Origin of the sequence: Streptomyces sp. NPDC059900, from assembly GCF_050270335.1 — a bacterium.
GTDB lineage: Bacteria > Actinomycetota > Actinomycetes > Streptomycetales > Streptomycetaceae > Streptomyces.
In genome coordinates, this window is sequence record NZ_JBNNJZ010000049.1 from 1 (window position 1) to 25747 (window position 25747).

20 protein-coding genes and 2 riboswitches are annotated in these 25747 nt (G+C 70.3%); of the genes, 7 read left to right on the forward strand and 13 right to left on the reverse strand.

All coding sequences use genetic code 11. The annotated features are described in order from the left end of the window. On the forward strand, positions 1-559 hold a 559-nt coding region (locus ACQKIP_RS10445), incomplete at its 5' end, for a pirin family protein (protein ID WP_427742776.1). A 61-nt stretch (positions 560-620) separates the two neighbouring features. Here ACQKIP_RS10445 and ACQKIP_RS10450 read toward each other — a convergent pair. The 6 genes from ACQKIP_RS10450 to ACQKIP_RS10475 all read right to left on the reverse strand — a co-directional run bounded on the left by ACQKIP_RS10450 (position 621) and on the right by ACQKIP_RS10475 (position 7878). Continuing rightward, positions 621-1634 (reverse strand): endonuclease/exonuclease/phosphatase family protein, encoded by a 1014-nt coding sequence (locus tag ACQKIP_RS10450; protein ID WP_365861189.1) that lies wholly within the window; start codon positions 1632-1634, stop codon positions 621-623. Between the two features lie 179 nt (positions 1635-1813). Further along, positions 1814-3253, reverse strand: coding sequence for an FGGY-family carbohydrate kinase (locus ACQKIP_RS10455; protein ID WP_365860849.1), 1440 nt, complete (start codon positions 3251-3253; stop codon positions 1814-1816). Positions 3254-3323: 70 nt separating this feature from the next. Then, positions 3324-4787, reverse strand: coding sequence for an FAD-binding oxidoreductase (locus ACQKIP_RS10460; protein WP_365860851.1), 1464 nt, complete (start codon positions 4785-4787; stop codon positions 3324-3326). An 85-nt stretch (positions 4788-4872) separates the two neighbouring features. Then, on the reverse strand, positions 4873-5649 hold the full coding sequence (locus tag ACQKIP_RS10465) for an SDR family NAD(P)-dependent oxidoreductase (RefSeq protein ID WP_365860853.1): 777 nt from the start codon (positions 5647-5649) through the stop codon (positions 4873-4875). Between the two features lie 62 nt (positions 5650-5711). After that, complete coding sequence (locus tag ACQKIP_RS10470; RefSeq protein WP_365860855.1) at positions 5712-7013, reverse strand: MFS transporter; 1302 nt, start codon at positions 7011-7013, stop codon at positions 5712-5714. A gap of 295 nt (positions 7014-7308) precedes the next feature. Next, a complete protein-coding gene (locus ACQKIP_RS10475) occupies positions 7309-7878 on the reverse strand; it encodes a glycerol-3-phosphate responsive antiterminator (protein ID WP_365860857.1) in 570 nt (189 codons plus the stop codon). A gap of 204 nt (positions 7879-8082) precedes the next feature. On the opposite strand from ACQKIP_RS10475, the gene ACQKIP_RS10480 reads away from it, so the two are divergent. Next, entirely contained in the window at positions 8083-8355 is a 273-nt protein-coding gene (locus tag ACQKIP_RS10480; RefSeq protein WP_365860859.1) for a hypothetical protein, read from the forward strand. On the opposite strand, the gene ACQKIP_RS10485 is transcribed toward ACQKIP_RS10480, so the two are convergent. From ACQKIP_RS10485 to aceA, 6 genes are all read right to left on the reverse strand, one after another. Beyond that, positions 8320-9540, reverse strand: coding sequence for an NUDIX domain-containing protein (locus ACQKIP_RS10485; RefSeq protein ID WP_365860861.1), 1221 nt, complete (start codon positions 9538-9540; stop codon positions 8320-8322). The two genes, ACQKIP_RS10480 and ACQKIP_RS10485, sit on opposite strands and share 36 nt — an antisense overlap. A 96-nt stretch (positions 9541-9636) precedes the next feature. After that, entirely contained in the window at positions 9637-12735 is a 3099-nt protein-coding gene (locus ACQKIP_RS10490; protein WP_365860863.1) for an NACHT domain-containing protein, read from the reverse strand. A 123-nt stretch (positions 12736-12858) separates the two neighbouring features. Further along, positions 12859-15180, reverse strand: a complete 2322-nt coding sequence (gene metE / locus ACQKIP_RS10495; protein WP_365860865.1) for a 5-methyltetrahydropteroyltriglutamate--homocysteine S-methyltransferase — start codon at positions 15178-15180, stop codon at positions 12859-12861. 163 nt (positions 15181-15343) lie between these two features. After that, positions 15344-15559, reverse strand: a riboswitch (cobalamin riboswitch). 164 nt (positions 15560-15723) lie between these two features. Continuing rightward, a complete protein-coding gene (locus tag ACQKIP_RS10500) occupies positions 15724-16593 on the reverse strand; it encodes a 3-hydroxybutyryl-CoA dehydrogenase (protein WP_365860867.1) in 870 nt (289 codons plus the stop codon). After that, positions 16590-18182, reverse strand: a complete 1593-nt coding sequence (gene aceB, locus ACQKIP_RS10505) for a malate synthase A (protein ID WP_365860869.1) — start codon at positions 18180-18182, stop codon at positions 16590-16592. Before aceB ends, ACQKIP_RS10500 begins: the two co-directional genes overlap by 4 nt. Before the next feature lie 164 nt (positions 18183-18346). After that, positions 18347-19636 carry an isocitrate lyase gene (gene aceA / locus ACQKIP_RS10510; protein WP_365860872.1) on the reverse strand — a complete coding sequence of 430 codons (1290 nt, stop codon included), beginning with the start codon at positions 19634-19636 and terminating at the stop codon, positions 18347-18349. Between the two features lie 368 nt (positions 19637-20004). On the opposite strand from aceA, the gene ACQKIP_RS10515 reads away from it, so the two are divergent. From ACQKIP_RS10515 to ACQKIP_RS10535, 5 genes are all read left to right on the forward strand, one after another. Continuing rightward, on the forward strand, positions 20005-21414 hold the full coding sequence (locus ACQKIP_RS10515) for a short-chain fatty acyl-CoA regulator family protein (RefSeq protein WP_365860874.1): 1410 nt from the start codon (positions 20005-20007) through the stop codon (positions 21412-21414). 118 nt (positions 21415-21532) lie between these two features. Further along, a riboswitch (cobalamin riboswitch) is annotated at positions 21533-21730 on the forward strand. Positions 21731-21760: 30 nt separating this feature from the next. Beyond that, a complete protein-coding gene (locus tag ACQKIP_RS10520; RefSeq protein ID WP_365860876.1) occupies positions 21761-22483 on the forward strand; it encodes an energy-coupling factor ABC transporter permease in 723 nt (240 codons plus the stop codon). Next, positions 22483-22857: an energy-coupling factor ABC transporter substrate-binding protein gene (locus ACQKIP_RS10525; protein ID WP_365860878.1), complete on the forward strand. Its 375-nt coding sequence runs from the start codon at positions 22483-22485 to the stop codon at positions 22855-22857. Before ACQKIP_RS10520 ends, ACQKIP_RS10525 begins: the two co-directional genes overlap by 1 nt. Positions 22858-22863: 6 nt before the next feature. Continuing rightward, a complete protein-coding gene (gene cbiQ / locus ACQKIP_RS10530) occupies positions 22864-23613 on the forward strand; it encodes a cobalt ECF transporter T component CbiQ (RefSeq protein WP_365860880.1) in 750 nt (249 codons plus the stop codon). Further along, a complete protein-coding gene (locus tag ACQKIP_RS10535; protein WP_365860882.1) occupies positions 23610-24491 on the forward strand; it encodes an energy-coupling factor ABC transporter ATP-binding protein in 882 nt (293 codons plus the stop codon). The genes cbiQ and ACQKIP_RS10535 overlap by 4 nt, the downstream gene beginning before the upstream one ends. Here the strand turns inward: ACQKIP_RS10535 and ACQKIP_RS10540 are convergent. Then, a complete protein-coding gene (locus ACQKIP_RS10540; protein WP_365861191.1) occupies positions 24480-25727 on the reverse strand; it encodes an MDR family MFS transporter in 1248 nt (415 codons plus the stop codon). The two genes, ACQKIP_RS10535 and ACQKIP_RS10540, sit on opposite strands and share 12 nt — an antisense overlap. Between the last annotated feature and the right edge of the window lie 20 nt (positions 25728-25747).

Genomic DNA, 25747 nt, shown 5'->3' on the forward strand with positions numbered 1-25747 from the left:
CGCCCAGTTGTGGGTGGCGCTGCCCGACGTCCACCGCCACACCGACCCGCACTTCGAGCACCACGCCGAGCTGCCCCTGGTCACTGCCCCCGGCCTGACGGCGACACTCATCCTGGGCACGGTCGACGGCACCACGTCACCCGGCACGACCTACACCCCGATCGTCGGCGCCGACCTCGCCCTGACGCGCGACGCGGACGTACGCCTGCCGCTGAACCCCGACTTCGAGTACGCCGTCCTGTGCATGTCCGGCGAGACCCGCGTGGACGGTGTCCCAGTCCTGCCCGGCTCGATGCTCTACCTCGGCTGCGGCCGCACCGAACTGCCCCTGCAGGCCCAGTCGGACGCGGGCCTGATGCTCCTGGGCGGCGAGCCGTTCGACGAGGAACTGGTCATGTGGTGGAACTTCATCGGCCGGTCCAACGAGGAGATCGCACGGGCCCGTTCGGACTGGATGGAAAGCTCGCGCTTCGGCGAGGTGAAGGGGTACGACGGTGGCCGGATCCCTGCGCCGACCCTGCCGACCGTGCCGCTCAAACCGCGCGGACGGGTGCGCTGACCGATAGGTCCGGAGTCGTGGAGCACCGCACCGGCGCCGCCGCCCGGTGAGTGGGCCGGGTTCACCAGCTGATGCTGGCCGCCACCGGCAGGTGATCGCTGCCGGTGGCGGGCAGGACCCATGAACTGGCCGGTTCCACGCCGCGGACCAGGATCTGGTCGATCCGTGTCACCGGGAACTTCGCCGGGTAGCTGAAGCCGAAGCCGTCCCCTGCCTCGTCCTGGGCCGAGTCAAGCCGCGAGGTGAGGCCGGCGAGTGCGCGGTCGTCCGTGGTGCCGTTCAGGTCACCGAGCAGCACCAGCCGCTCGTTCGGTTCGGCGGCGACGGCCTCGCCGAGTGCCCTCGCGTTGCGGTCCCGGCCGCCGGTCGAGAAGCCGTCCCCCGGGACCACGCGCACGGACCCCAGGTGGGCCACGTACACCGCCAGCGGACCCTGGTCCGTGGCCACCGTGGCGCGCAGCGCCCGGCTGTCGGCCAGCCTGACGTCCTCCGGCTTGGTGGCCGCCAGCGGCCCGACGTCCTGCTGGATGTCGACCGGCCGCGTCTTCGACAGCGGCAGCTTGCTCCACAGCCCGACCGTGCCCCCCATCGCGTGGTGCGGGTACGCCTTGGCCAGCTCCTTCTCGTACGTGCCCTTGGCCTGCGGAGTGATCTCCTCCAGGGCGAGTACGTCGGCGCCGGAGGCGATCAGGTCGCGGGCCGTGCCGACTGGGTCGGGATTGTCGGCGCCGACGTTGTGGCTGGCCACGGTGAGGTCGGTGGCCGGATGGGACTTGTCGACGAGCAAGCCGCCGAAGAGGTTCAGCCACACCGCGACCGGCAGCAGCAGCGCGACCACCGCGGAGGCGGAGCGCCGCCACAGCGCTCCGGCCAGCAGCACGGGGACGAACAGGCCGAACCACGGCAGGAATGACTCCACCAGGCTGCCGAGGCCCCCGCGGTCCGTGATCTGCGCGTGCAGCAGCAGGAACAGGCCGAGCAGCAGCGCGAGCGCCGCGAGCACCCGGCCGCGCTTCCACGGTCCCGGCCGGGTGGCGGTGCCGAGTATCCGGTCCGTCGTGTCCACCTGGGGCATCGGGTCCGGATCGAGCTCGGCCACGGCCGGAATCGTGTCGTCGAAGGGCTGGGTTCGCGTCATGCCACCACTCAAGGCGGCGCGGTGTTGCGGGCACGTATGCCGTTTTCGATACGCCGGCGATATGTGCCTGACCTCTCCGTCCGGCGAACGGCGAGGCCCCGGTCTTCGGCGCGCCCTCAGCCGAAGATGTCGTACGTCCGCCGGTAAATCGCGTCGGTGTGGTCGCGTACGTCGCGGTAGACGGTTTCCAGGCGGCGGTAGAGGGCGTGGCGGGCCGGGTCGGGGAGGAAGTTCTCGCCGGGGCGGACCATCGCGTCGATCGCCTCGTCGAAGTCGGCGTAGGTGCCGAGGCCGACCGCCGCGCAGATCGCCGAGCCCAGGCCCGCGGCGCTCGATGCCTCGGCGCGGCGGGCCGGGATGCCGTGGACGTCGGCGTGGATCTGCATCATGAGGTCCGAGCGCGAGCCGCCGCCGGAGACGATGACTTCGTCGTACCCGGTGCCGAGTTCGGCCGCCATCCCGGCCGCCGTGTCGTGGATCGTCATGGCGAGGGCTTCCAGGATGGAGCGGTAGACGTGGAAGCGGCCGTGGCGTCCGTCGAAGCCCAGGATCGTGCCCTTGCGGAACGGGGCCTCGCCGGGGGCGAGCCAGTCGAGGACCGTCATCAGACCGTCGGAGCCCGGCGGGACCTTCGCCGCCTCGGAGTTGAGGTACTGCTCGATGTCCAGACCCGCCTCGCGGGCTCGCTTGGCCGCTTCCTCGCCGAGCAGGTCGCGGTACCAGCTGACCGTCCACATGCCGCGTCGCACACCGCCGGACTCATAAAGGTACGAGTGCGGCAGCGACGCGTAGTTGGTCCAGAAGACGGTGGCGTCCCGGACGTTGCGCGGCCCTGTGGCCATCCCCGCGACATACGTGCCGAGGGAGACCAGGAGTGTGCCGGGGGTGCGCAGGCCGCAGCCGAGGGCCTCGACGGCCTTGTCGTTGGCGGTGGCGACCACCGGGACGCCCGCCGGGATGCCGGTATGCAGGGCGGCCGCCCCGGTGACCTCGCCGAGGACGTCGCCGGGCAGCACCAGGTCGAAGAGCATGGCCCGCGGGATGCCGGACTTGGCGAGCTCCGCTTCGTCGTCCGTCCACTGCCAGGTGTCGGGGTCCAGCGGCCAGATACCGGCGTAGTTCGCCGCCGTGTCACGGAAGGCGCCGGTCAGGCGGTGGCTGATGTAGCCCGATGACGTCGTCACGTACGCCGCATCGGGGTCGGTGTGCGCGTAGGGCATGCCGACCCGCTCGTCCATCCAGCTCATGACGGGCTGCGCGAGCGTGCCGTCCGCCTTCAGGACGGCACGGCAGAACCGGATCGTGCACAGGCCCACGCCCGCGATGTCCGCCGGGTCCCCGGAGAACGCCGCCATCGCCGCGCGGCTCGCCTCGCCGATCGACGTCCACAGGTCGTCGTCCGGGTGCTCCACGACGCCGGGGCGCGGGGTGTCGTAGGGGCGCAGCGCGGCGCGTCCCTCGCTGACGGCGCGGCCGCGGTCGTCGAAGACGGTCACCTTGGACGACTGGGAGCCGTTGTCGATGCCGATGAAGTAGCGGGGACGGGTGCTGGACATGCCCACTCCGGGAGAGTCGTACGCGAGAACGGAAGTTACGGAACAGGAGAACGGTGCGGCGGGGGAGGGCTCAGGCGTCGATCGGGAAGATCGTGCCCTTGTTCATGATCCCGTTCGGGTCGAAGGTCTCCTTGAGCTTGGCGAGGATCGCGTACGCGCTGCCGTGCTCCTGCGTCGTCCACGGGGCGCGGTACTTGCCGATGCCGTGGTGGTGGACCATCGAGCCGCCGACCTTGAGGGCTTCCTCGACGATGATCGCGTTGAGCGGGATGTGGTACTTCTCGATCTCCTCGCGCGGCTCACAGTTGATCTTGTAGTCGTAGACGAAGTACAGGTTCGTGCCCGTCTGGTAGCTGTGCGAGGAGTGGGCGCCCAGCATGACCAGGTCGTCGGCGGCCGGGTACTCGGTGCGGATGCGGCCGATCACGTTCTCGTAGAGCTCGACGGTGCGCGACCAGTCGACCGATACCTCGGTGGTGTAGCCGAGTTCGGCCTTGGCCAGCATCACCTGCTGCTCGGCCTCGATCTTGTCGACGCCCCAGTTGAGGTTGTCGAACCAGTTCTCGATGAGGGCCGGGTCGACCTTCTCGTGCGGGTACTGGTCGACGACGCGCTCGATCTCCTCGCTGGTGGCGCGCACGAGACCCTTGGGGCCCTCGGCGACGAAGACGACGACGACCTTGTCCTTGTAGAAGTGCGCGAAGTGCTGGCGGGCGTCCTCGGGGGAGTAGACGCGTACGACCGACGGCTTGAAGCCGTTCGTGACGACCTCGCGGATCACCTTGATGCCGGTGGCCATGTCGTCGACGAGGAAACCGTGGAACTCGTTGTTCTCCGGCTGGTACCTGAAGATCTTGACGGTGACCTCGGTGATGTAGCACAGGGCGCCCTCGTTGCCGATGACGATGTGCCGGATGTCGGGGCCCGCCGCGCGGCGCGGCACGTTCTTGATGCGGGTGACGGAACCGTCGGGGAAGACCGCCTCCAGGCCGACGACCATGTCCTCGATCGCGCCGTACAGGGTGGAGAACTGGCCGATGGAACGGGTGGAGACCAGGCCGCCGTACTGGGCGAGCGGCTTGGACTGCGGCGAGTGGCCGGTCGTCAGGCCCTGCTCGCGCAGCTTGTCCTCCAGGAGCTGAAGCGGGACTCCGCACTGGACGGTGACCTGCATGTTCTCGGCGTCGACCTTGATGATTGCGTCGAGGCCCGAGCCGTCGAGCACGATGGTGTCCTCGACCGCGGTCTCCAGGCCGCCCTCGGTGCCGGTGCGGCCGGTGCGGGCCACCACGTTGATCTTGTTCTCGTCGGCGAAGGCAAGGACCTTCGACACGTCCTCGGTGGAGCGGGCGTTGACGATCGCGGCCGGGATCGGACCGTCGAAGATGCCGTGCACCGACTGGTACTTCTTGAACCGGTCGACGCTCGCGAGCTTGAGCTGCTCCTCGTCCGTGACGATCTGCTCTGCCGTGAGCAGGTCCGTGAGCCGGGCGCGGATGTCGTCGCGGGTGAGCTTGGAGAGCGACTGGGCCATGGTGATCTACCTCTTGGTGTGCGGTGTGGGGGGTGCGGGCGAATGCGGGTGTCGGTACGGGCGGTCCGGGTGCGAGTCGGCTGGTTCAGCGGACCAAGTAGCCTCCGTCGACCGGGAGTACGTGGCCGTTGACGTAGTCCGAGGCGCGGGAGGCGAGGAAGACCGTCGCTCCCATCAGGTCGGCGACGTCGCCCCAGCGGCCGGCCGGGATGTGGTCGAGGACGCGCTGGTTGGTCTCGGGGTTGGCCCGCGTCTCCTCGGTGATCTTCGTGGCGAAGTAGCCCGGGGCGATCGCGTTGACCTGGATGTTGTGCTGCGCGAGTTCGTCGCAGTACGCCTTGGTGAAACCGGCGATGCCGTGCTTGGTGGCGGCGTACGCGGGGGACCACTGGCCGCCGAGGAACGAGAACATCGACGCGATGTTGATGATCTTGCCGGAGCGCTGCGGGACCATGAAGCGGATCGCCTCGTGGCTCAGCTCGAAGGGGGCCGTGAGGTTCACGCTCACCATCGGGTCCCACTGCGCACGGCCGAACTCCTCGACGTCGGCGATGTTGCAGATGCCCGCCGAGTTCACCACGATGTCCACCGATCCGAAGGCGTCCGCGCAGCCCTCGACGATCCGGCCCGGCACGCCCGGCTCGGTGAGGTCCGCCTCCAGGAACTCCATGCGGCGCCCCTCGGCCTCGATCAGCTTTTGCGTGGTGCCGTCGTCCGCGGCCATGGAGGGCACGAAGACGTCGGCGCCCGCCTTGGCGAGAGCCAGCGAGAACGCTCGGCCGAGGCCGGTGTTGCCGCCGGTGACGATGGCGCTCTTGCCGTCGAGGGAGAAGAAGTCGCGGTTGAACTCGGTGATGTCCATGGGGAGTTCGCTCTTTCCGGTGCGGTACGTACGTGGTGCGGTGGGGCGGAGTCGCTGGGAGCTCAGGTGGTGACGGGCACCGCCCCCGGGGCGGGCCGCGAGGCGCGGGCGGCCAGTTCGCGGCGCCGGGTGCGGTCGGTGAGCGTGGTCAGGCCCACGCCCAGGAGCGCCATGGCGAGCAGGAAGAGGAACAGGGTGGTGTAGCCGCCGCCGTGCTCGGGGACGGCGGGCGTCGCGGCCGGATCGCCGATCCACCAGGCGCTCACGGTCGGCAGGAACGCGTCGGGCAGATACGCGATCCCCGAGGCGAGGCCGATGACGCCGCCGCGCTCGTCCGCCGGGACCTCGACCTCGCCCACCTGCGCCCAGTAGACGCCCCGGCTGGCGAACACCAGCAGGCACAGCGCGAACATCAGGGCAAGGGCCACCCATTTGAAGGCGGAGTCACGCGGCAGCACCAGGAAGGTCACGGCGATGGCGGCGCAGCCTAGGAACATCCAGCGCAGGAAGCGCGGCGTCGACTTGGTGACCTTGTCCACGACGACCCCGCCGGCCGGACCGGCGACGAACTGGAAGACGTAGGTGCGCACGACGCCGATGACGCCGATGAGCGCGGCGGCCATCCCGTACTGGTGCTCCAGGAGCGGCGAGAAGTAGCCGAGCGTGGTGTAGAAGCAGTACATCAGCATGACCGTCCCGCCGATCAGCCACGTGTACTTGTTGCGTGCCGCCAGCCACAGCTGGCGCAGGGTGACGGTGCTGGAGCCGAGGTCGGCCAGGCGCCGCTCGTCCCCCTTGACGAACAGCCACACGAGAGCGGCGTAGACGAAGCACAGGATGCCGTAGATGCGGATCAGCCACAGCACGCCCGCCGCCTCGGCGACGCTCGCCGCGACGACGGCCGTCCCCACGAAGCCGACGATCGTCGACGTGACACCGCGCACGCCCTCAAGGAAACCGAACAGACGGCCCTGTTCCGAGGAATCACCCAGCATTCCGATGGCTTTCACCAGGGCGGCCCAGTACAGACCCATTCCCATCACGGCCATGAGGACGTGTGCGGCCAGAATTCCCCAGTATCCGGGAACGGTCCCGAGATAGAGATCGGCGATTCCGGTGCCGACGAGCGCGGTCACGATCAGGAGCTTCGGCGAGAACTTGTCGGCGAACCAGCCGCCGAAGAAGTACATCACCATGGCGACGATGCCGAACACCGAGATGATGTTGGCGTACTCCTGCCCCGAGAGGGCGAGTGCCTTCGCCGTGGGCCCCAGGAACACGAACCGGATGTACGCGACCTGGTAGATGACTCCGCAGGTCATCGACAGGATCAGAAAGCTGACCCACTTCTGGGACTTGGTCACGGCGCTCACCACCTCTTTGTGGAAATGCAGGACGGGCAGGACAAGACAGGACAGGGCAAGAAGCACTTGAAGGCACAAAAAAAGAACAGCAACTCTCCCCTTGCGGGTGGGAGTTACTGTTCTCTGGTCTCTAGTAACTGCCCCGGAACAGAAGTCGAAGACTCATGGTCCGGAAGCCGATATGCGATTGTGGTGTCAGCTTGGGGGCGGCGCCTACTTTCGGCCCGCCGGGCAAAAGTAAATCGAGGGTGTCGGCAGTGTCAACCCCCGATGTCGCGCGCCGTGCCCGCGGCCGTCACATCGCCCAGACCTCGCGGTTCGACGAGGCGATGGCGCTCGCCCCCGCCTTCAGGGCGGCGAATACGTCGTCCCGGTCGCAGACAAGGCCGCCCGCGATGAGCGGCACATCGATGTCCTCGACGACCCAGGAGATGACCCGGGGCATGCAGCCCGGCAGGATCTCCACGCAGTCGGCCTTCGACATGCGCAGCTGCGGGGCGAGATTGCGGTACGACATCGAGTCGATGAGGAAGAAGCGGTGCACGGCGTACAGGCCGAGCTCGCGGGCCGCGCGCAGCATGAACGCCTTGGAGCTGAGCACGCCGTCGGCGGCCGTGCGCTCCTTGATGTACCGGACCACGATCTCCTTGCCGGCGAAGCCTTCGAGCAGGTCCACGTTGACCAGGACGATCCGCCCGTCGTCCTTGAGCCGCCGCACGATCGCGGGCAGGTCGAGGACCGTGCCGTAGAGCAGGAAGACGATGCGGCAGTCGGAGCGCAGCACGGCGTCGAGGTCGTCCGCGTCCTTGACGCTGGCGACGACCGGATGGTCCTCCAGGAGCGAGGGGAGCGGCGTGGTGTCCATGGGGATCTCCTGGCGTGCGGCGCGTCGGACAGGCCCCGTCCCGGGGCGCTGAGCCCCTTCAGGGTAAGGCCGTGACCTGCGCCTGCCACGCGGCCCCCGACCAGCCCCGCACCGCCCGGCCCACCGCTCGGTGCGTGCCGCGTGGGCCGGGTCTATGCCGGTGGTCCGTGGTTCGGTCGCCGGGTCGGGGGCATCCGGCAACCTATGACGATTCGTGATGAGCATCGTGGCTCGCCCGGCATGGGCGAGATGGAACGAGGTACTCCGCAACGTCTCGCGGCGCGTAACCAGATGTGGACGCTCGCCTGGACCGCCCTGAGCGCCCTGCTAGCCATCTGGTCGCTGGCCTGGGCCGTTGGCGCCGCCAGGGGCAGCACGAACGCGTGGGCCTACTGCCTCGCCGGTCTCGTGCTGCTCGCCTGCGCACTGTGGGCCCGCCGCTCAGCCATCCGCAACAGTCCGCCACGCCACCTGTGAAGCGGACGCCCTCACGTCCGCCGCAGCGAAGGGCGTGAAGTGTGCGGGTGAGTGATCGATGGGCAGGCCGGGACGCCAGGCCGTGAGGATCTGGGCGCTGCACACGAACAGGTCGTCGGGCAGTCGGTCCAAGGGGTACCAGGCCCAGTCGCCGACACTTTCGTCCGGCTGCGTGGCCGGCTGCCCCCGCCAGGCGTGGACGATCGCGCCGACGGTCACCCGCAGCACTCCCTCGACGTGATCGACAAGTGTTCCTACCAGCGTGACGTCTGCCGGCCGGGCGATCAGCCCGCTCTCCTCACCGAGTTCGCGCACCACTGCGCCTTCGAAGGACTCCCCGGCCTCCACGGTCCCGCCGGGCAGTTCGAGGGTTCCGTGACGATGGCGTCCCAACAGGATCCCCTGCTCGCCGTGGACGATCGCCCCGACACCGACGGCCGCGTGCGCCGCCGGCGGTCTGGGGCCGCGGGGGCGGCTGGACGCCCGCGGCGGCGGGTTGGGCCGGCGGCGGGCGCGGATGAGCTGCTGGATGATCGGGGCATTGCCCTCGGGAGGACTCAACAGCTCGCTGGCCTCGACACGGAAGCCATAGTCGGTGAGCAGCTCCTCCCACAGTCCCGGTGTCAGGATCCACATGAGGGTCGGCAGCGGAGGATCATCGCGCAGCAGGATCTCTTGCTCTCGAGGCACGACTTCCGTGGAAGGGCCGTGGCCGTGCAGGTCGGTGTGCAGGAGCGAGAGGATCAGCGGCGCCCCTGGGCGCAGACCGTCGCGCAAGACGGGCAGCGCGCGGTGCGGGTCGAGGAATGCCAGAGTGCCGATGGCGTACGCGGCGTCGAACGGCTCGGCTCCGATGAGGTATTCGGCTACGTCCCCTTGCACGAACTCCACGCTCGGGATGTCCGCGTATGCGGAGGTGGCACGTTGGTGCTGGGTCGGGGACAGCTCGATTCCGGTGACGCGAGCACCGTGCGCCCGGGCGAGGTGCACGGCGTGGTGGCCGGCGCCGGAGCCGATGTCCAGGACGCGCCGGCCGGCGAGGTCGCCGAGGACTTCGGCACCCGGCCCGACCCCTGCCCAAGGCGTCCAGGACAGCTGGTCAGGGACGGGCGGCAGGCAGGCGTGAGCCAGCTGACGTTGGCCGTAGATGTTCCAGGCATGAGCGTTGATGTCATCGACGGGCACGGTGTGACTCCTCGTGGGGAGGGCGGGTGCGACGGAGCGCCGCACGGCATGAGAGATGAGGGCTACGGCCCTCCGACGTCTGCCCCGCCGCGCGGGTCAGTCCGGCTCGTCCAGGAGTGCTCTTGCCTGACGGTCGAGATCCCGGCCCGCGGTGTTGCCGGAGCGGTTGGTGCGCACGATGGCCATGGTTTGCTCGATCCAGGCCTCACCCGGATCGCGGCCGATCGCTCGCCATTCGCGGAGCACTGTGCGCAAGTAACGTTCGATGAAATCCTGAAAGTCGGATTCTGATCCGGGCAGGCTATGCAACGCGATGTGCAGCGCGATGCGGTGAAGTTCCGGGGGACGCTCCGGCGCGGGCCCCTCGTGCCGGGCTGTCCAGAGTTGGAGCAGAGCGTGCGCCGCCGAGATGCAGCGTTCTTCCCAGTAGCCGGCGAAGTCGGTGACGGCCATGCCGAGCCCTGCCTGGCACAAGGGCTCGAGCGCGTGCTGAAGGATGTCGCGGTCCGTGTCGCACAGCAGGTGCGTGTCCCGGCGCCAATGCTCCTCGAGACTCCTCATCCAAGAGACACGCCCACGCTCGTCGCTGCTGGGCTCGATGTCATACGTCCAGTACGGATCGACCGCCGGGGTGGCGGGAGGGTTGCCGGAGGCGATGTCCGTCAACGTGACAAGCACGTCCCTGCGCCCGTCCAGCCAGGTGCGCTCCAGTGAGAGGACTCGGCCGAGCATAGGCCAACCTTCGTACGTGAGCTGCGACTTGAGCAGCGTCATCAGCCGGTTCCAGTGATGTGCCGGTTCTCCCTCGGGAAACAGTTCCCGACCGCTTACGGGCTCGCCCGGGAGTACCAGGAGCAGCAGTAGGTTGGCGGCCCAGGCTGCGTGCCGGGCCGGCACGGGGAAGTTCGCGGGCTGGTATCTGTCGAAGGCGCGTTCCTGCCGGGCCTGCAACGCGGAGTGGAAGAGCTGTAGGAGCAGCGGTCGCAGTACGGTCAGTTGTTCCGGGGGCAGCCGTTCGAGCGCCTGGTTGAGGAAGGTGAGGGTGGCGGAGCGGACGGAGAGCGTCTGATAGGAGAGCAGGGCATGAAGGAACGCATCGTCAGGGACGGGGGACCGGACCCGACAGGCGTCGGCGCGAGCCGTCCTCGCAAGGTCCTCGAGCTCCCGCAGCGTCAGCCGTGCGATCAAGTACTCGCCGAAAGTCGAGTGCAAGAACTCAAGGGACCGCAGTCGTACCCCGTCCCGTGACGCCTCCGCACGGTGGATGAAGAAGAACCGGCCCACGACCACCTGACCGGGCGTGAGTGCGGCCCGCAGATCGGCAGTGCGCACAGTCCGTGCGCGCCGTGGCAGGAGTACTTCCAGGTCCTCCGTCAGTTCCTCCTCGGTGACCCACTGCCTGCCGCGGTTGAACATGGCGAAGGCCGTCACGGACAGGACCAGCAGCTCGGCCTCCACTGCCCGCCCAAGCTGTTCCTCGGTGAGCCCCGGCTCACCCTTGCGGACCTCGCGCGCCGCGAAGCGGGCCAGGAGGCGTTCGTAGAGGTCGAAGCCCGCCAGCTCTCCCTGGTCACGCTGGAAGTCGTTCCCCTGGGCGTCGTACAGGGCGAGCATCAGCAACAGCAGTGGCTGGCTGCTCAGTCCGCGCTGCGTCAGCACATGCTCAGGGAGCAAGGGCAGCAGCGACTGGTCACGGAAGTGCGCCGCGTTGGTCCGGTTCCACAGTTCCAGCCATCGCGTCACCTGCTCATCGCTGAAGGGTTCGAGCCGCACGGCCACGCCGCCGGGCGAGAGACGGGCCCGGTCGGCGACCGCGGTGCGGCTGGTGATCACCACGGCCATGGGGCGGCCGTGCGTGGCCTCGCGCTTCTGGAACGCGGCCACTTTCTGCACGTAGTCGGACTGGCTCACCCCGGTCGCCTGCAGGAGTTCGTCGAAGCCGTCGAGCAGCACCACGGGCAGCGCACGCGGCGCCGTGCGCGTCACGTCGGGCCAGGCCATGGATTCCCCGGTGGCGTCGCGGATCGCGGTCTCGATCTGGTCCTGGATCGCCGCGTCCGCGGGCACGGCGGACAGCGGCACCCGTACGACGAGGAACTCCGCGGCGGGCAGCCGGGCTGCCAGGACGCGGGTCAGCACTGACTTCCCCGAGCCCGGCTGCCCCAGGAGCAGTAGCGGCGACTCGACGGCCTGCGGCGCCGTGAAGAAGCCTGCCAGGAAGCCCTCCAGGTCCGGGTGAACCTGCCGCTCGTCCCACCAGTACTCCTCCGAGAGGCGGTCCGTGGCTCCGAAAACCGCCACCTTGAAATCCGGGGAGATGTATCCCTCGCCGAGGGCAGGGACCGCCAGCCCTTCGGGAAGGTCCTCCAGTGCCAGTAACGGGGCGTGCATCGCTGCCCGCGACGCTCGGTTCAGCGCCACGTACCGCTCGGCTGCCACCCGCCCGTCGGCCGCCCTGGCCACCGCTTCCTCCAACTGCCGCAGCGTGCCTTCGAGACGGCGGACCTCGTTGCGGGTCGCCTGGTGGTCGATGATGTTGACCCAGGCAGCCACCTCGGGGGACTCGGCCGCGAGGCGCCGGTACATGATCTCGTACGCGGATAGGGCCTGTTCGGGGATGGAATCCAGAAAGGTGGCCCGCAGATCACCCCGCTCCCGCTCCGGCACGTCCTCCCAGGCCGCGCAGCCTGACAGGTACGCCACGACCTGATCGGACAAGGTCCGGTAGAACTCGCGCAGCGCGATGAGTTCCAGTTCGTAGGGGCGGTGCGGCGCGGGCATCGGCACCTCGGCGCGCAGCAGTTCGTCGGCGAGGGCCGCGAGCCGTCCGGACTCGGGGGTGCGACCGGTGGCCATGCGTACGGTCTCGTCCCGGGCCACGCTCAACTCGCGGCGGTCGAAGGGGAGGTCGAACTCCTTGAGGGTGTCGAAGTAGGCGGCCAACACCACAACCGCGTGCGCGGCGGAAAGGCGCTGGGTGCGGTCGAATCGGCCCAGGCCGCGTGACCGCTCGGCGAGGCCGGAGACCATGGATTGACTCAGCCGTGCCAGCTCGCCCCGTGCGTCGAACAGGCTCAACGCCAGTGCGGACCCACCGCCGGTGGCCACCAGGAGCGCACCGCCGGTCAGCCGGTCAAGAGCTGCCAGCGCGGGGCTCTCTCCGCCCAGCAGCCGCACCGCGTCCGCGTAACTCATCCCCCTGGGCACCGGTCGCCTCCCAGCTCCGTGACGGATCGGCCAGCGCGTCCAGCATGACGGAGACGAGGACGCAGGGCGGCCATTCAGCCTCAAATGACCGCCCCGCTCCGCGCATTCGGGTCAGGACCCCGCAGGCAGCTCCGACCTCACCTCGCGTGCTGCCGCGACCAGGTTTTCCAGGGAGGCCTTGGTTTCGGGCCAGGCGCGGGTCTTGAGGCCGCAGTCCGGGTTGACCCAGAGGCGGTCGGCCGGGATGGCTTCCAGGCCTTTGCGCAGCAGGGCCGCCGCTTCCTCGGTGCTGGGTACGCGCGGGGAGTGGATGTCGTAGACGCCGGGGCCCGCCTCGCGGGGGTAGCCGTGTCCGGCCAGTTCGCGGGCCACCTGCATGTGCGAGCGGGCGGCCTCCAGGCTGATGACGTCGGCGTCGAGGTCGTCGATGGCCTGGACGATGTCGCCGAACTCGGCGTAGCACATGTGGGTGTGGATCTGGGTGTCCGGGCGTACGCCGCTGGTGGTGAGGCGGAAGGATTCCGTGGCCCAGCCCAGGTATGCGGCGTGTTCGGCGGCGCGCAGCGGGAGCGTCTCGCGCAGGGCGGGCTCGTCGACCTGGATGACCGAAGTGCCCGCCGATTCCAGGTCGTTGACCTCGTCGCGCAGGGCCAGGGCGACCTGGCGCGCCGTGTCGCCAAGGGGCTGGTCGTCGCGGACGAAGGACCAGGCGAGCATGGTGACGGGGCCGGTGAGCATGCCCTTGACGGGGCGGTCGGTGAGGGAGTTGGCGTACGCCGTCCAGCGCACCGTCATCGGCTCGGGGCGCGAGATGTCGCCGGCCAGGACCGGCGGCCGGACGTAGCGGGTGCCGTAGGACTGGACCCAGCCGTGCTGCAGGGCGAGATAGCCGGTGAGCTGCTCGGCGAAGTACTGCACCATGTCGTTGCGCTCGGGCTCGCCGTGCACCAGGACATCGATGCCCGCCTTCTCCTGGAAGGAGATCACGTCCTGGATCTCGGCGCGGATCCGGTCCTCGTAGCCCGCCGTGTCGATGCGTCCCGCGCGCAGGTCGGCGCGTGCCGTGCGCAGTTCGCCGGTCTGCGGGAACGATCCGATGGTGGTCGTGGGCAGCTGCGGCAGTCCGAGGCGGGCCCGCTGGGCCGCCGCACGCTCCGGGTAGGCGTGCGCGCGGCGGGCATCGGCGTCGGTGACGGCGGCGACCCGGGAGCGTACGGCCGGATCGTGGGTCAGGGCCGAGCCCGAGCGCGATGCCAGGTCGGCGCGGTTGGCGGAGAGCTCGGCGGTGATGGCACCCGTCCCCTGGATCAGACCGCGGGCCAGCGTGGCGATCTCGGCGGTCTTCTGGTGGGCGAAGGCCAGCCAGCGGGCGATCTGCGGGTCGATGTCCCGTTCGGCCGTGGAGTCCAGCGGCACATGAAGCAGGGAGCAGGACGCGGAGACGTCGACCCGGTCGGCGAGGCCCAGGAGCGTGCCCAGCGTGGACAGGGACTTCGACAGGTCGTTGATCCAGATGTTGCGGCCGTTGACGACACCCGCGACAAGGCGCCTGCCGGGCAGACCGCCGACCGCGGCGAGATCGTCGAGCTGTCCCGCGGCGGCCTCGGTGAAGTCCAGGGCGAGGCCCTCGACCGGCGCCTTGGCGAGCACCGGCAGCGCGTCGCCGAGCCGGCCGAAGTAGGAGGCGACCAGCAGCTGCGGGCGGTCGGTGAGGGAGCCGAGGTCGCGGTAGGCGCGGGCGGCGGCGTTGAGCTCGGCCGGGGTGCGGTCCTGGACCAGGGCGGGCTCGTCGAGCTGCACCCATTCGGCACCGGCGGCACGCAGGTCGGCGAGGACTTCGGCGTACACGGGAAGGAGCCGGTCGAGCAGCGTGAGCGGCTCGAAGTCGGCGGCCACGCCGGGCGCGGGCTTGGCGAGGAGCAGATAGGTGACCGGGCCGACGAGGACCGGACGGGCGGCGAGGCCCAGGGCAAGAGCTTCCTTGAGCTCGGCGACCTGCTTGGCGGAGTCGGCGGTGAAGACGGTGTCGGGGCCGAGCTCCGGCACCAGGTAGTGGTAGTTGGTGTCGAACCACTTGGTCATTTCGAGCGGCGCCACGTCCCGGGTGCCGCGGGCCATCGCGAAGTAGCCGTCGAGGGCGTCGGCGTCGACGGCCTCGCGGTGCCGCCGGGGGATCGCGCCGACCATGACGCTGGTGTCCAGGACGTGGTCGTAGTACGAGAAGTCACCGGTCGGCACTTCATGGATGCCGGCGTCGGCCAGGTGCTGCCAGGTGTCCCTGCGCAGTCGGACCGCGGTGTCCCGGAGGGCGTGGGCGGTGACGCGGCCCTTCCAGTAACCCTCGACGGCCTTCTTCAGTTCCCGGTGGGGGCCCTGGCGGGGGTAGCCGTACACGGTGGACCGTGCTGCCGCGGCTGCGGACTTCGATGTCACGGAAATCTCCTTCGCGAGATGACTCCTGAGCATCCCGGTGACGGGACACGGACGCGAAGGGATGACGGACCGGGCGGATCCGGCACGCGCCTTGGGCGCGGTGCTCCGCCTGATCTGTACGCCGACCCGCCCACGAGGTCACCGGAATGTCCGTGCGTGAGGGATCACGTACGGGCAACGGGCAGGTCTTCGGACTCGCGGGCACATCTGCCGGGGCAGATTCCTACTGGCCGTCGCTTCCCGGATCCGCCTGGATCCAGTGCGTATGACGGCGGTCGTTCCCGCTCACCGCTGCGGGGCAGTCCCGGATTCCCACCGGGTTCCCTCTTACGACGCGTCTGCCTGGCGGGCAGGGCGAACCAGCTGCACGGGCAACCCTAGAGGGCGCGCGACCTGCCGGACAGTCCTGATCACATTCCGGACCGTGACGTGAGACACGGACCCCGTTCGGGCACGCGAAGGCGCGGAACAGATCACCACTCTGTTCCGCGCCCCCGCCCACAGCAGCCGCAGGCCCTCGGCCCGGCGGCGGACCCGGGCCCCTCAGCCCCGGTCGTACGTGTGGAACCCGCGCCCGCTCTTGCGGCCGAGCAGCCCCGCTTCGACCATGCGCAGCAGCAGCGGCGGCGGGGCGTACAAGGGTTCCTTGAACTCTTCGTAGAGGGACGCCGCGATGGAGGCGACCGTGTCGAGGCCGATCAGGTCGGCCAGCTTCAGCGGGCCCATCGGGTGCGCGCAGCCCAGCTCCATGCCCGCGTCCACGTCGGCGGGCGTGGCGAAGCCGGACTCTGTCATCCGGATCGCCGACAGGAGGTACGGCACGAGCAGTGCGTTGACGACGAAGCCCGCCCTGTCCTTCGACCGGACGACCGTCTTGCCCAGGGTGTGCGCCGCGAAGTCCTCGGCGGCGGCGACGGTCCGCGCCGCCGTGTGCAGCGAGGAGACGACCTCGACCAGGGGAAGTACGGGGGCGGGATTGAAGAAGTGCAGGCCCAGGACGCGGTCGGCACGCCGGGTCGCCATGCCCAGACGCATCACGGGGATGGAGGAGGTGTTGGTGGCGAGGATCGCCTCCGGGTCCTCGACGGCCTTGTCCAGGGTCGCGAAGATCTCCGTCTTCGCGGCGATGTCCTCCACCACGGCCTCGACGACGAGCTGTCGGTCGGCCAGATCGTCGAGGCTGCCGGTGAAGACCATTCGGGCCAGTGCGTCCTCGGCGCTGATGCGGTCCAGCTTGCCGCGCTGGACGGCGCGTTCGAGGGAGACGGCCACGCGCTCGCGGGCGGCGCGGGCGGCCAGGGCGTCGGCCTCGCAGACCACGGTGTCCAGACCGGCGCGGGCACACACCTCGGCGATCCCGGCACCCATCTGGCCCCCGCCCACCACGCCGACCCGGCGGATGGCCGCGCTCATGACCGTCCCTCCGGGCGGCGCACGAGGTGGCGGGAGTAGGCGTCCGTGGTGAAGAAGGCGGGCAACTCGCGTGCCAGGGCGGTGCGTTCGAAGATGATGCGGATGTCATCGATCGGCGCCCACGGATACTCCGCGCCCAGGGCGGCGAGTTCGGCGTCGAGGAGCTCCAGAACCCTCTCGCGGTCGACGGCCCGGTGCCGCAGCCACTGCCAGATCTGCACCCGCGCGATCTCGGCGGTGGCGGTGTCCTCCATGAGCCCGTAGAGGGCGACGGCTCCCTGCCCGTGCAGCCATGCGGCGAAGTAGCGCACGGCAACCGCGATGTTGGTGCGCACGCCCTCCGAGGTGGGCGGTGCGCTGATCCGGCGCACGGAGAGCAGCTGTGCCGCCGTCACCTCGACGTCGCTGCGGGCGCGGTCGATCTGGTGCGGGCGGCTGCCGAGCACCCCGTCGAAGACCTCGCGGCAGACGGGGACGAGGGCGGGGTGGGCGACCCAGGAGCCGTCGAAGCCGTCCTCGGCCTCGCGTTCCTTGTCCAGCCGGACCGTTGCGAGGGCCGCCCGGTGCGCGTCTGGGTCCTTGCCGGGCACGTGGGCGGCCATGCCGCCGATGGCGTGGGCGCCTCGCTTGTGGCAGGTGCGCACGAGGAGTTCGGTGTACGCGCGCATGAAGGGGGCGGTCATGGTGACCTTCGCCCGGTCGGGCAGCAGGAAGTCGGTGCGGTGCCCGAAGGTCTTGATGAGGCTGAAGAGGTAGTCCCAGCGGCCCGCGTTGAGCCCCGAGCTGTGCTCGCGGAGCTCGTAGAGGATCTCCTCCATCTGGACGGCCGCCGTGATGGTCTCGATCAGGACGGTGGCCCGGATCGTGCCGCGGGGGATGCCGAGGAGGTCCTGGGCGAGGACGAACACGTCGTTCCACAGCCGTGCCTCGTCGCGGCTCTCCAGCTTCGGCAGATAGAAGTACGGTCCCTGCCCGGCGTCGATCTGCCGCTGGGCGCAGTGGAAGAAGTAGAGCCCGAAGTCCACCAGCGAGGCGGGGGCGGGCCGGCCGCCGATCTCCAGGTGCTCTTCGACCAGGTGCCAGCCGCGAGGACGGACGACGATGGTGGCGGTCCGCTCGCCGAGCCGGTACTGCCTGCCCTCCGGGGTGGTGAAGTCGATCCTGCGCTCGATGGCGTCGAGCAGGTTCAGCTGGCCTTCGACGATGTTGTCCCAGGTGGGCGAGGTGGCGTCCTCGAAGTCAGCCATCCACACCTGCGCACCGGAGTTGAGGGCGTTGACCGTCATCGCCCGCTCCGGAGGCCCGGTGATCTCCACCCGGCGGTCGGTGAGGCCGGGTGCCGGGGGCGCCACCTGCCAGGAGTCGTCGGCCCGTACGCGGCCGGTGGCGACGGAGAAGTCGAGCGGGTAGCCGGAGGCGAGGCGGGCCCCGACCCGCCTGCGCTCCTTGAGGATCTCCAGGCGGCGCTCGGCGAAGGCGTCGACGAGGCGCCCGACGAACTCAAGGGCCTCGGGGGTGAGGATCTCGTCGTGCCGGTCAGCCGGCATGCCGAGGACCTGGGCACGGCTGGTCGGAGCGGAGGTGGGCATGCGGTTCTCCTCGTCGGGAGGCGGGAGGGAGGACTGACGGGGCGGTGGGGGCGCGATGGGCTTGCCCCGAAGACGCGATGGACGTGCCCCGAAGAGGGGCGGAGACCTGCGCGCCAAGCCCCCCACCGGCCCATGGGCGTGACTGCCGCGATCCGGCGAAGCGTCTAGTGGAACTGCTCGGCCTCGGTGGACCCGGCGAGCGCGGTCGTGGAGGAGGCGGGGTTGACCGCGGTGGACACCTGGTCGAAGTACCCGGTGCCCACCTCGCGCTGGTGCTTGACGGCGGTGAAGCCCTGCGCCTGCGCCGCGAACTCGCGCTCCTGGAGGTCGACATAGGCGGTCATGCCGTGCTCGGCGTAACCGCGGGCGAGGTCGAACATGCCGTGGTTGAGGGAGTGGAAGCCGGCCAGGGTGATGAACTGGAAGCGGTAGCCCATGGCACCCAGTTCGCGCTGGAACTTGGCGATCTGGTCGTCGTCCAGGGCGGCACGCCAGTTGAACGACGGCGAGCAGTTGTAGGCGAGCATCTGGTCGGGGTGCTCGGCGTGGATCGCCTCGGCGAACTCGCGGGCCTGGGCGAGGTCCGGGGTGCCGGTCTCGACCCAGATGAGGTCCGCGTACGGGGCGTAGGCCAGGCCGCGGGCGATGACCGGCTCCATGCCGTTGCGCACCCGGTAGAAGCCCTCGGCGGTGCGCTCGCCGGTGACGAAGCGGGCGTCGCGCTCGTCGACGTCGCTGGTCAGGAGGTTCGCGGCGAGCGCGTCGGTGCGGGCCACGATCAGCGTCGGGACATCGGCGATGTCGGCGGCCAGGCGGGCCGCGTTGAGGGTACGGATGTGCTGGCCGGTCGGCACGAGGACCTTGCCGCCCAGGTGGCCGCACTTCTTCTCCGAGGCGAGCTGGTCCTCGTAGTGGATGCCCGCCGCACCCGCGGCGATCATCGCCTTGGTCAGCTCGAAGGCGTTGAGCGGGCCGCCGAAGCCCGCCTCGGCGTCGGCGACGATCGGCGCGAGCCAGTCGGTCGTGTCGTCGCCGCCTTCGGCGGTGGCGATCTGGTCGGCGCGCAGCAGCGCGTTGTTGATCCGACGGACCACCTGAGGCACCGAGTTGGCGGGGTAGAGCGACTGGTCGGGGTAGGTGTGCCCGGCCTGGTTGGCGTCGGCGGCCACCTGCCAGCCGGACAGGTAGATCGCCTGGAGGCCTGCCTTGACCTGCTGGACCGCCTGGCCGCCGGTGAGCGCGCCGAGCGCGTGGATGTAGTCCTGCTCGTGCAGCTGCTTCCACAGCCGCTCGGCGCCGCGCCGGGCGAGGGTGTGCTCCTCGCGGACGCTGCCGGAGAGCCTGACCACGTCCTCGGCGGAGTAGGTGCGCTCGATGCCCTTCCAGCGGGCTTCGCGCGCCCACCGCTGAGCGAGCTCCTGCGCCGTTGCCGTCGTGGTCCCTGCCTGTGCCATGACCGTCTCCCGGAGATGCGTGAACGTTGCGAATTACTGGCACTGAGTGCCGAATATATGGAGGATGCGGCCCGCCGATTCCGTGGATTGGCAAGCCGAGCAATGCTGCCGAGCCGGGCGGAAGGGTCGGGATCGCCGACGTCAGGGCATTGAATCGGACCCCTGTTCCGATCCGCCCGATGGAGTCCGGCGGGCCGCAGTACGACTCTGGCACCGGCACTCAGTGCCATCAAGCAGGGAAAGCTGCCAAGTTCTGCGCATCTTTGGCCGCCGTATTGCCAAGTTTGCCAATGCCTGGAATGGCGTCCCCGTGGCTACCATCACCAGCAGTGCGTTCGAGGGTGATCGTGATCGGACAGGAGCCACGGGTGAGTAAGACGTACGCGGGAGCACGGCTGCGACGGCTGCGGGAGGAACGCCGCATGAGCCAGGCCGACCTGGCGCGGACCCTGGCCATCTCGCCGAGCTATCTGAACCAGATGGAGCACGACTCCCGGCCGCTGACCGTCCCCGTACTGCTGCGCCTCACCGAGGCGTTCGGCGTCGACCCGGGCTTCTTCTCCGAGCGCGACACCAGCCGCCTGGTGGCCGACCTGCGGGACGCCCTCACCGGCGAGGTCTCCGCCGGACGGGTCTCCGCGTCCGACCTCTCGGACCTGGCATCGCGCATGCCCGCCGTGGCGAGGGTTCTGGTGGACCTCGGCCGCCGGAACCAGCACCTCACCGAACAGCTCTCCGAAGCCACCGAGGGACGGGGTGCGGGAGCGGCCGCGCAGCCCCGTTCCGCGCACGAGGAGATCCGCGAGTTCTTCTACCGGCGCCAGAACTACCTCCACGACATCGACCTCGCCGCCGAACAGTTCGCCGCCGAGATCGGCGTACGCCCCGGCGAGGTCGTCCGGGCCCTGGCCGCGCGGCTCGCCGAGCGCCACGGGGTACGCCTGGCCGGGGACACCGAAGGCCGCCTGCACCACTACGACCCGACGGCCCGCGTCCTGCACCTCTCCAACCGGCTGCGCCCCGGCCAGCAGGCGTTCCGGATGGCCACCCAGCTCGCGCTGCTCGAATACGCCGGGGAGATCTCCGACCTCGCATCGGAGGATTTCGACCCGCAGGCCGCGGCCTGGCCGCTGGCTCGTATCGGCATCGCCAACTACTTCGCGGCCGCGCTGATCCTGCCGTACCGCCGCTTCCACGCCGCCGCCGAGGAGTTCCGCTACGACATCGAGCGCCTCACCGACCACTTCGGGCTTGGCTACGAGACGATCTGCCACCGCCTGAGCACCCTGCAACGGCCCCGGCTGCGCGGGGTGCCCTTCTCCTTCGTGCGGGTCGACCGGGCGGGCAACATGTCCAAGCGGCAGTCCGCCACCGCCTTCCACTTCTCCCGTGCGGGCGGCACCTGCCCGCTGTGGAACGTGTACGAGGCGTTCGCCGCGCCCGGCCGCATCCATGTCCAGGTGGCCTCCATGCCGGACGGGCAGCGCTTCCTGTGGACCGCCCGCGCCGTCACCCGGCACCGCGGCGGCTGGGGCGAGCCCGGCAAGACCTTCGCCATCGGCCTGGGCTGCGAGATCCGTCACGCCTCGCGGCTCGTCTACTCCGACGGACTCGACCTCGACAACGCGTCATCGGCCGTGCCCATCGGCATGGGCTGCCGCCTGTGCGAACGCACCGACTGCCCCCAGCGCGCGGTACCGCCCCTCGACCGCCGCCTGGCGATCGACGAGAACAGCAGCACCTTCGTCCCCTACCCGGTGGCGAGCGAGCAGGCCTGAGAACCGCCGGACCACGGGGCGCGCACGGGCCGGGGCACATGCGCTGACCAGGGGCGTACGCCCTGGTCGTGTGCGCTCGCGCGTGCCACAGGTGCAGCGTCCCCGCAAGTTGTCAGGAAACTCGGTTGCGCACTAGGGTCACCACGCCTTGGTGAACGGGAAATCCGGTGTGATGCCGGTGCGGCCCTCGCCACTGTGATCGGGAAGTCCGGCTCCAGCCCTTGCGGCAGCCACTGGGTACGCACGTACCCGGGAAGGCGGAGTCCGGTCGGTACGACCCGTCAGCCAGGAGACCGGCCAAGGCGCGTTGTCCATCCACGAGGTGCTGGAGAGGGTCTGCTTAGCCATGCACATAGCCGAGGGTTTCCTCCCGCCGGCGCACGCGATCGCCTGGGGCGTAGCGTCCGCGCCGTTTGTCGTCCACGGAGTCCGCTCCCTGACCCGTGAGGTCAAGGAGCACCCCGAGAGCACCCTGCTCCTGGGTGCCTCCGGTGCCTTCACATTTGTCCTTTCCGCGCTGAAAATCCCATCCGTGACGGGCAGTTGCTCGCATCCCACGGGAACCGGGCTCGGCGCGATCCTGTTCCGGCCGCCGATCATGACGGTGCTCGGCACGATCACGCTGCTCTTCCAGGCGCTGCTGCTCGCCCATGGCGGGCTCACCACGCTCGGCGCCAACGTCTTCTCCATGGCGATCGTCGGGCCATGGGCCGGATACGCCGTCTACCGCCTCCTGAAGCGATACGACGTGCCGCTCATGGTCGCCGTGTTCTTCGGCGCGTTCGTCGCCGACCTGTCCACATACTGCGTCACCAGCGTCCAGCTGGCCCTGGCGTTCCCCGACCCCAGCAGTGGATTCATCGGCGCCCTGGGCAAGTTCGGCGGCATCTTCGCCGTCACGCAGATCCCTCTCGCGGTCAGCGAGGGCCTGCTCACCGTCCTGGTGATGCGGCTGCTCGTGCAGTCAAGCAAGGGCGAGCTCACCCGGCTCGGCGTGCTGCTCCAGGGCAAGAAGCAGGCCGCGCAGACCGGTACGGACACCAAGACGGAGACGGGGGCCAGCGCCTGATGAGCCGGAACGCGAAGATCAACACCCTGCTCCTCGTCATCGTCGCCGCGCTCGCGGTGCTGCCGCTGGCGCTCGGCCTCGGCGACGACGAGAAGGAGCCGTTCGCCGGGGCCGACGCCCAGGCCGAAACCGCGATCACCGAGATCAAGCCGGATTACGAACCCTGGTTCTCGCCGCTGTACGAACCCCCGTCAGGGGAAGTCGAGTCGGCGCTCTTCGCTCTCCAGGCGGCCCTGGGCGCGGGCGTCCTCGCCTACTACTTCGGGCTGCGCAAGGGGCGCCGCCAGGGCGCCGAACAGGCACGGGAGCAGGAAGCGACCGCCGAGCAGACGGCGGACGCGGAGGGCGGCAGGCCCGGGACCGAGCAGGTCTGAGCCCGCGTGCTGCCCATCGACGCGGCGGCGCACAGCAGTCGCTGGCGCCGCCGCCACCCCGTGGACAAGGCCGTGCTCGGGCTCGGCCTCACCGTCCTTGCCGTCTCCCTTCCGCCCTGGCCGGGCGCAGCCCTGGTACTGATCACGGCGCTCGCGGTGCTCCTCGGACCCGCCGGGGTACCGCCGCGCAAGCTGTGGCGCGCCTACCGCGTGCCGCTCGGCTTCTGCGTCACCGGCGCCCTGACCCTGATCGTCCAACTCGGCGGGCCCGAAGGGTTCGTCACGCTCGCCGACGGCGGCCCGGCGCGGGCGGGCGGTCTGCTCCTGCGTACCTCGGCCGCCTCGCTCGGCGTCCTGCTGTTCGCCTTCACCACGCCCATGTCGGACCTGCTGCCCCGCCTGGTGAAGGCGGGCGTACCGGCGCCGGTCGTGGACGTGGCCCTGGTCATGTACCGGATGAGCTTCCTGCTCCTGGACTCCATGAGCCGCATCCGCCAGGCGCAGGCCGCACGCCTCGGCCACACGACACGGGCCGCCACCTGGCGCTCCCTCGGCGGCCTCGGCGCCACCGCGTTCGTCCGGGCCTTCGACCGGGCGACGCGACTTCAGGCCGGGCTCGCCGGACGCGGTTACGACGGAACGCTGCGGGTGCTCGTGCCCGACGCCCGGATCTCCCGGAGCTTCGTCGCCGCGAGCGCGGCACTCCTCACGGGCCTCGCGGCCCTCACCCTCGTACTGGAAAGGTTCCTTCCATGAGCGAGCCGAGCGCTCCCCGCGAGCGAGCGCCGGGCGAGTCCCTGGTCGCTCTGCGAGCCGCGTCCTACGCCTACGAAGACGGCCCCACCGTGCTCAGCGGCCTGGACTTCGACGTCACCGAGGGCCGCGCCCTCGCGCTCCTGGGGCGCAACGGCAGCGGCAAGACCACCCTCATGCGGCTGCTGAGCGGCGGACTCCGCCCGGACCAGGGCGGGTTGACCCTCGGGGGAGACTCCGTGACGTACGGCCGCAAGGGTCTTACGCGGCTGCGCACCACCGTCCAGCTGGTCGTCCAGGACCCCGACGACCAGCTGTTCGCCGCGTCGGTCGAGCAGGACGTGTCCTTCGGACCGCTGAACCTGGGACTGCCCGACGACGAGGTCCGGGCGCGCGTCGCCGAGGCGCTCGCCGCGCTCGACATCAGCGCCCTGGCGGACCGTCCCACCCACCTGCTCTCCTACGGCCAGCGCAAGCGGACGGCCATCGCGGGCGCCGTGGCGATGCGCCCGCGTGTACTGATCCTCGACGAGCCGACCGCCGGGCTCGACCCCGACGGCCAGGAACGCCTCCTGACCACTCTCCAGGGCCTGCGGGACGCGGGGACCACCGTGGTCATGGCCACCCACGACGTGGATCTGGCCCTGCGCTGGGCCGACGACGCCGCCCTGCTCATCCCCTCCGGGGTGCGCACGGGCCCGGTCGCCGAGATGCTGGCCCACCGGGACCTCCTTGCGCAGGCGGGCCTCACCCTGCCGTGGGGGATCGCCGTGGCCGAACTGCTGCGGACCAAAGGCCTGCTGGAGGGTGCAGGTCCGCGCACCCCGGAGGAGCTTGCGGCCCTCGCGACCCCGGCGATGCCCGGTGCGTCAGGCGGCTGACGGGCCCGCAGCCGGTGTGCGGCCCGGCAGCAGAACCGTGGCCAGGAGGGGAATCGCGGCCAGCGCGAGCCACGGCGTCCAGGACGGAAGACCGGCGTCCAGGAGCGAGCCGGTCGCGGCGCTGCCCGCGAGGACGATCAGGCCGGAGACCGACGACAGGGCGCCGGTGTAGAGGCCGAGCCTGCCCCCGGGCGTGAGGTCGGGGACCCAGGCGCGGGCGGCCGGGGCGACCAGCATCTGCCCGAGCGTGAGCAGCACGACGAAGGCGGCGGCGGGCAGCAGCCCGGCGACACCGGTCCAGGCGGCAGGACGCGCGAGAGCCACGACGGCGAACCCCGCGGAGATGAGCACGAGCCCGACCGCCATGGACCGCCGCTGGTCGAGCCGCCCCGCCGCCCAGTGGGTGACCGGCAGCTGCGTGGTCACCACGAGCAGCGAGGAGAGCGCGAACAGCCAGGCCAGCGGCGCCTGCGACCCCGCGGCGCGCTCCACCTCCGCGGGCAGCGCGAGATAGAGCTGGTTGTACGCCAGGAGATAGGCGCCGTAGGCGGCGCACACCGCAAGGAAGCGTCGGTTGCGCAGCATTTCGCGTACGCCGCCCCGTACGCGGACCCGCTCCCGCCCCGGGATGTGCTGGGGCAGCAGCCACAGATGTCCGGCAAGGACGAGGACGAAGACCCCGGCACCGGCCAGGCAGACGGTGCGGAAGTCGACGGAGAGCAGCAGTGTGCCGAGGAGCGGGCCGAGGAACGCGCCGGCCTGGCCCGCCACCGTGAGCAGGGCCAGGACGCGGGTGCGCGGGCCGCGCCCCGACTCCTCCCAGAGCACCGCCTGCCGGGCGACCTCGGATTCCACGGCGGGAGAGAACAGGGCCGCCGCGAACCCGATCAGGAGGACCGCGCCGATGACCGACCAGGTCTGCTGCGCGTAACCGAGCCAGGCGAAACCGGCGATCCGCAGGACGCAGCCGGTCAGTACGACCGGCCGTACGCCGTACCGGTCGGTCAGGGCGCCGCCCACGACGAAGAGCCCTTGCTGGCTGAACGTCCGCAGGCCGAGCACGAGCCCGACCAGCCAGCCCGCCATGCCGATCGCCGCGCCCAGATGCCCGGCAAGGAAGGGCAGCACGGCGAAGAAGCCGATGTTGAAGGCCAGCTGGGTCAGGATGAGCAGGCGCAGCAAGGGGGAGAGGCCCGACCACGTTCGTGCGCGGCGCGCGCCTTCCGCGGGCCGGATCCGGAGTGCTCCACGCCGAC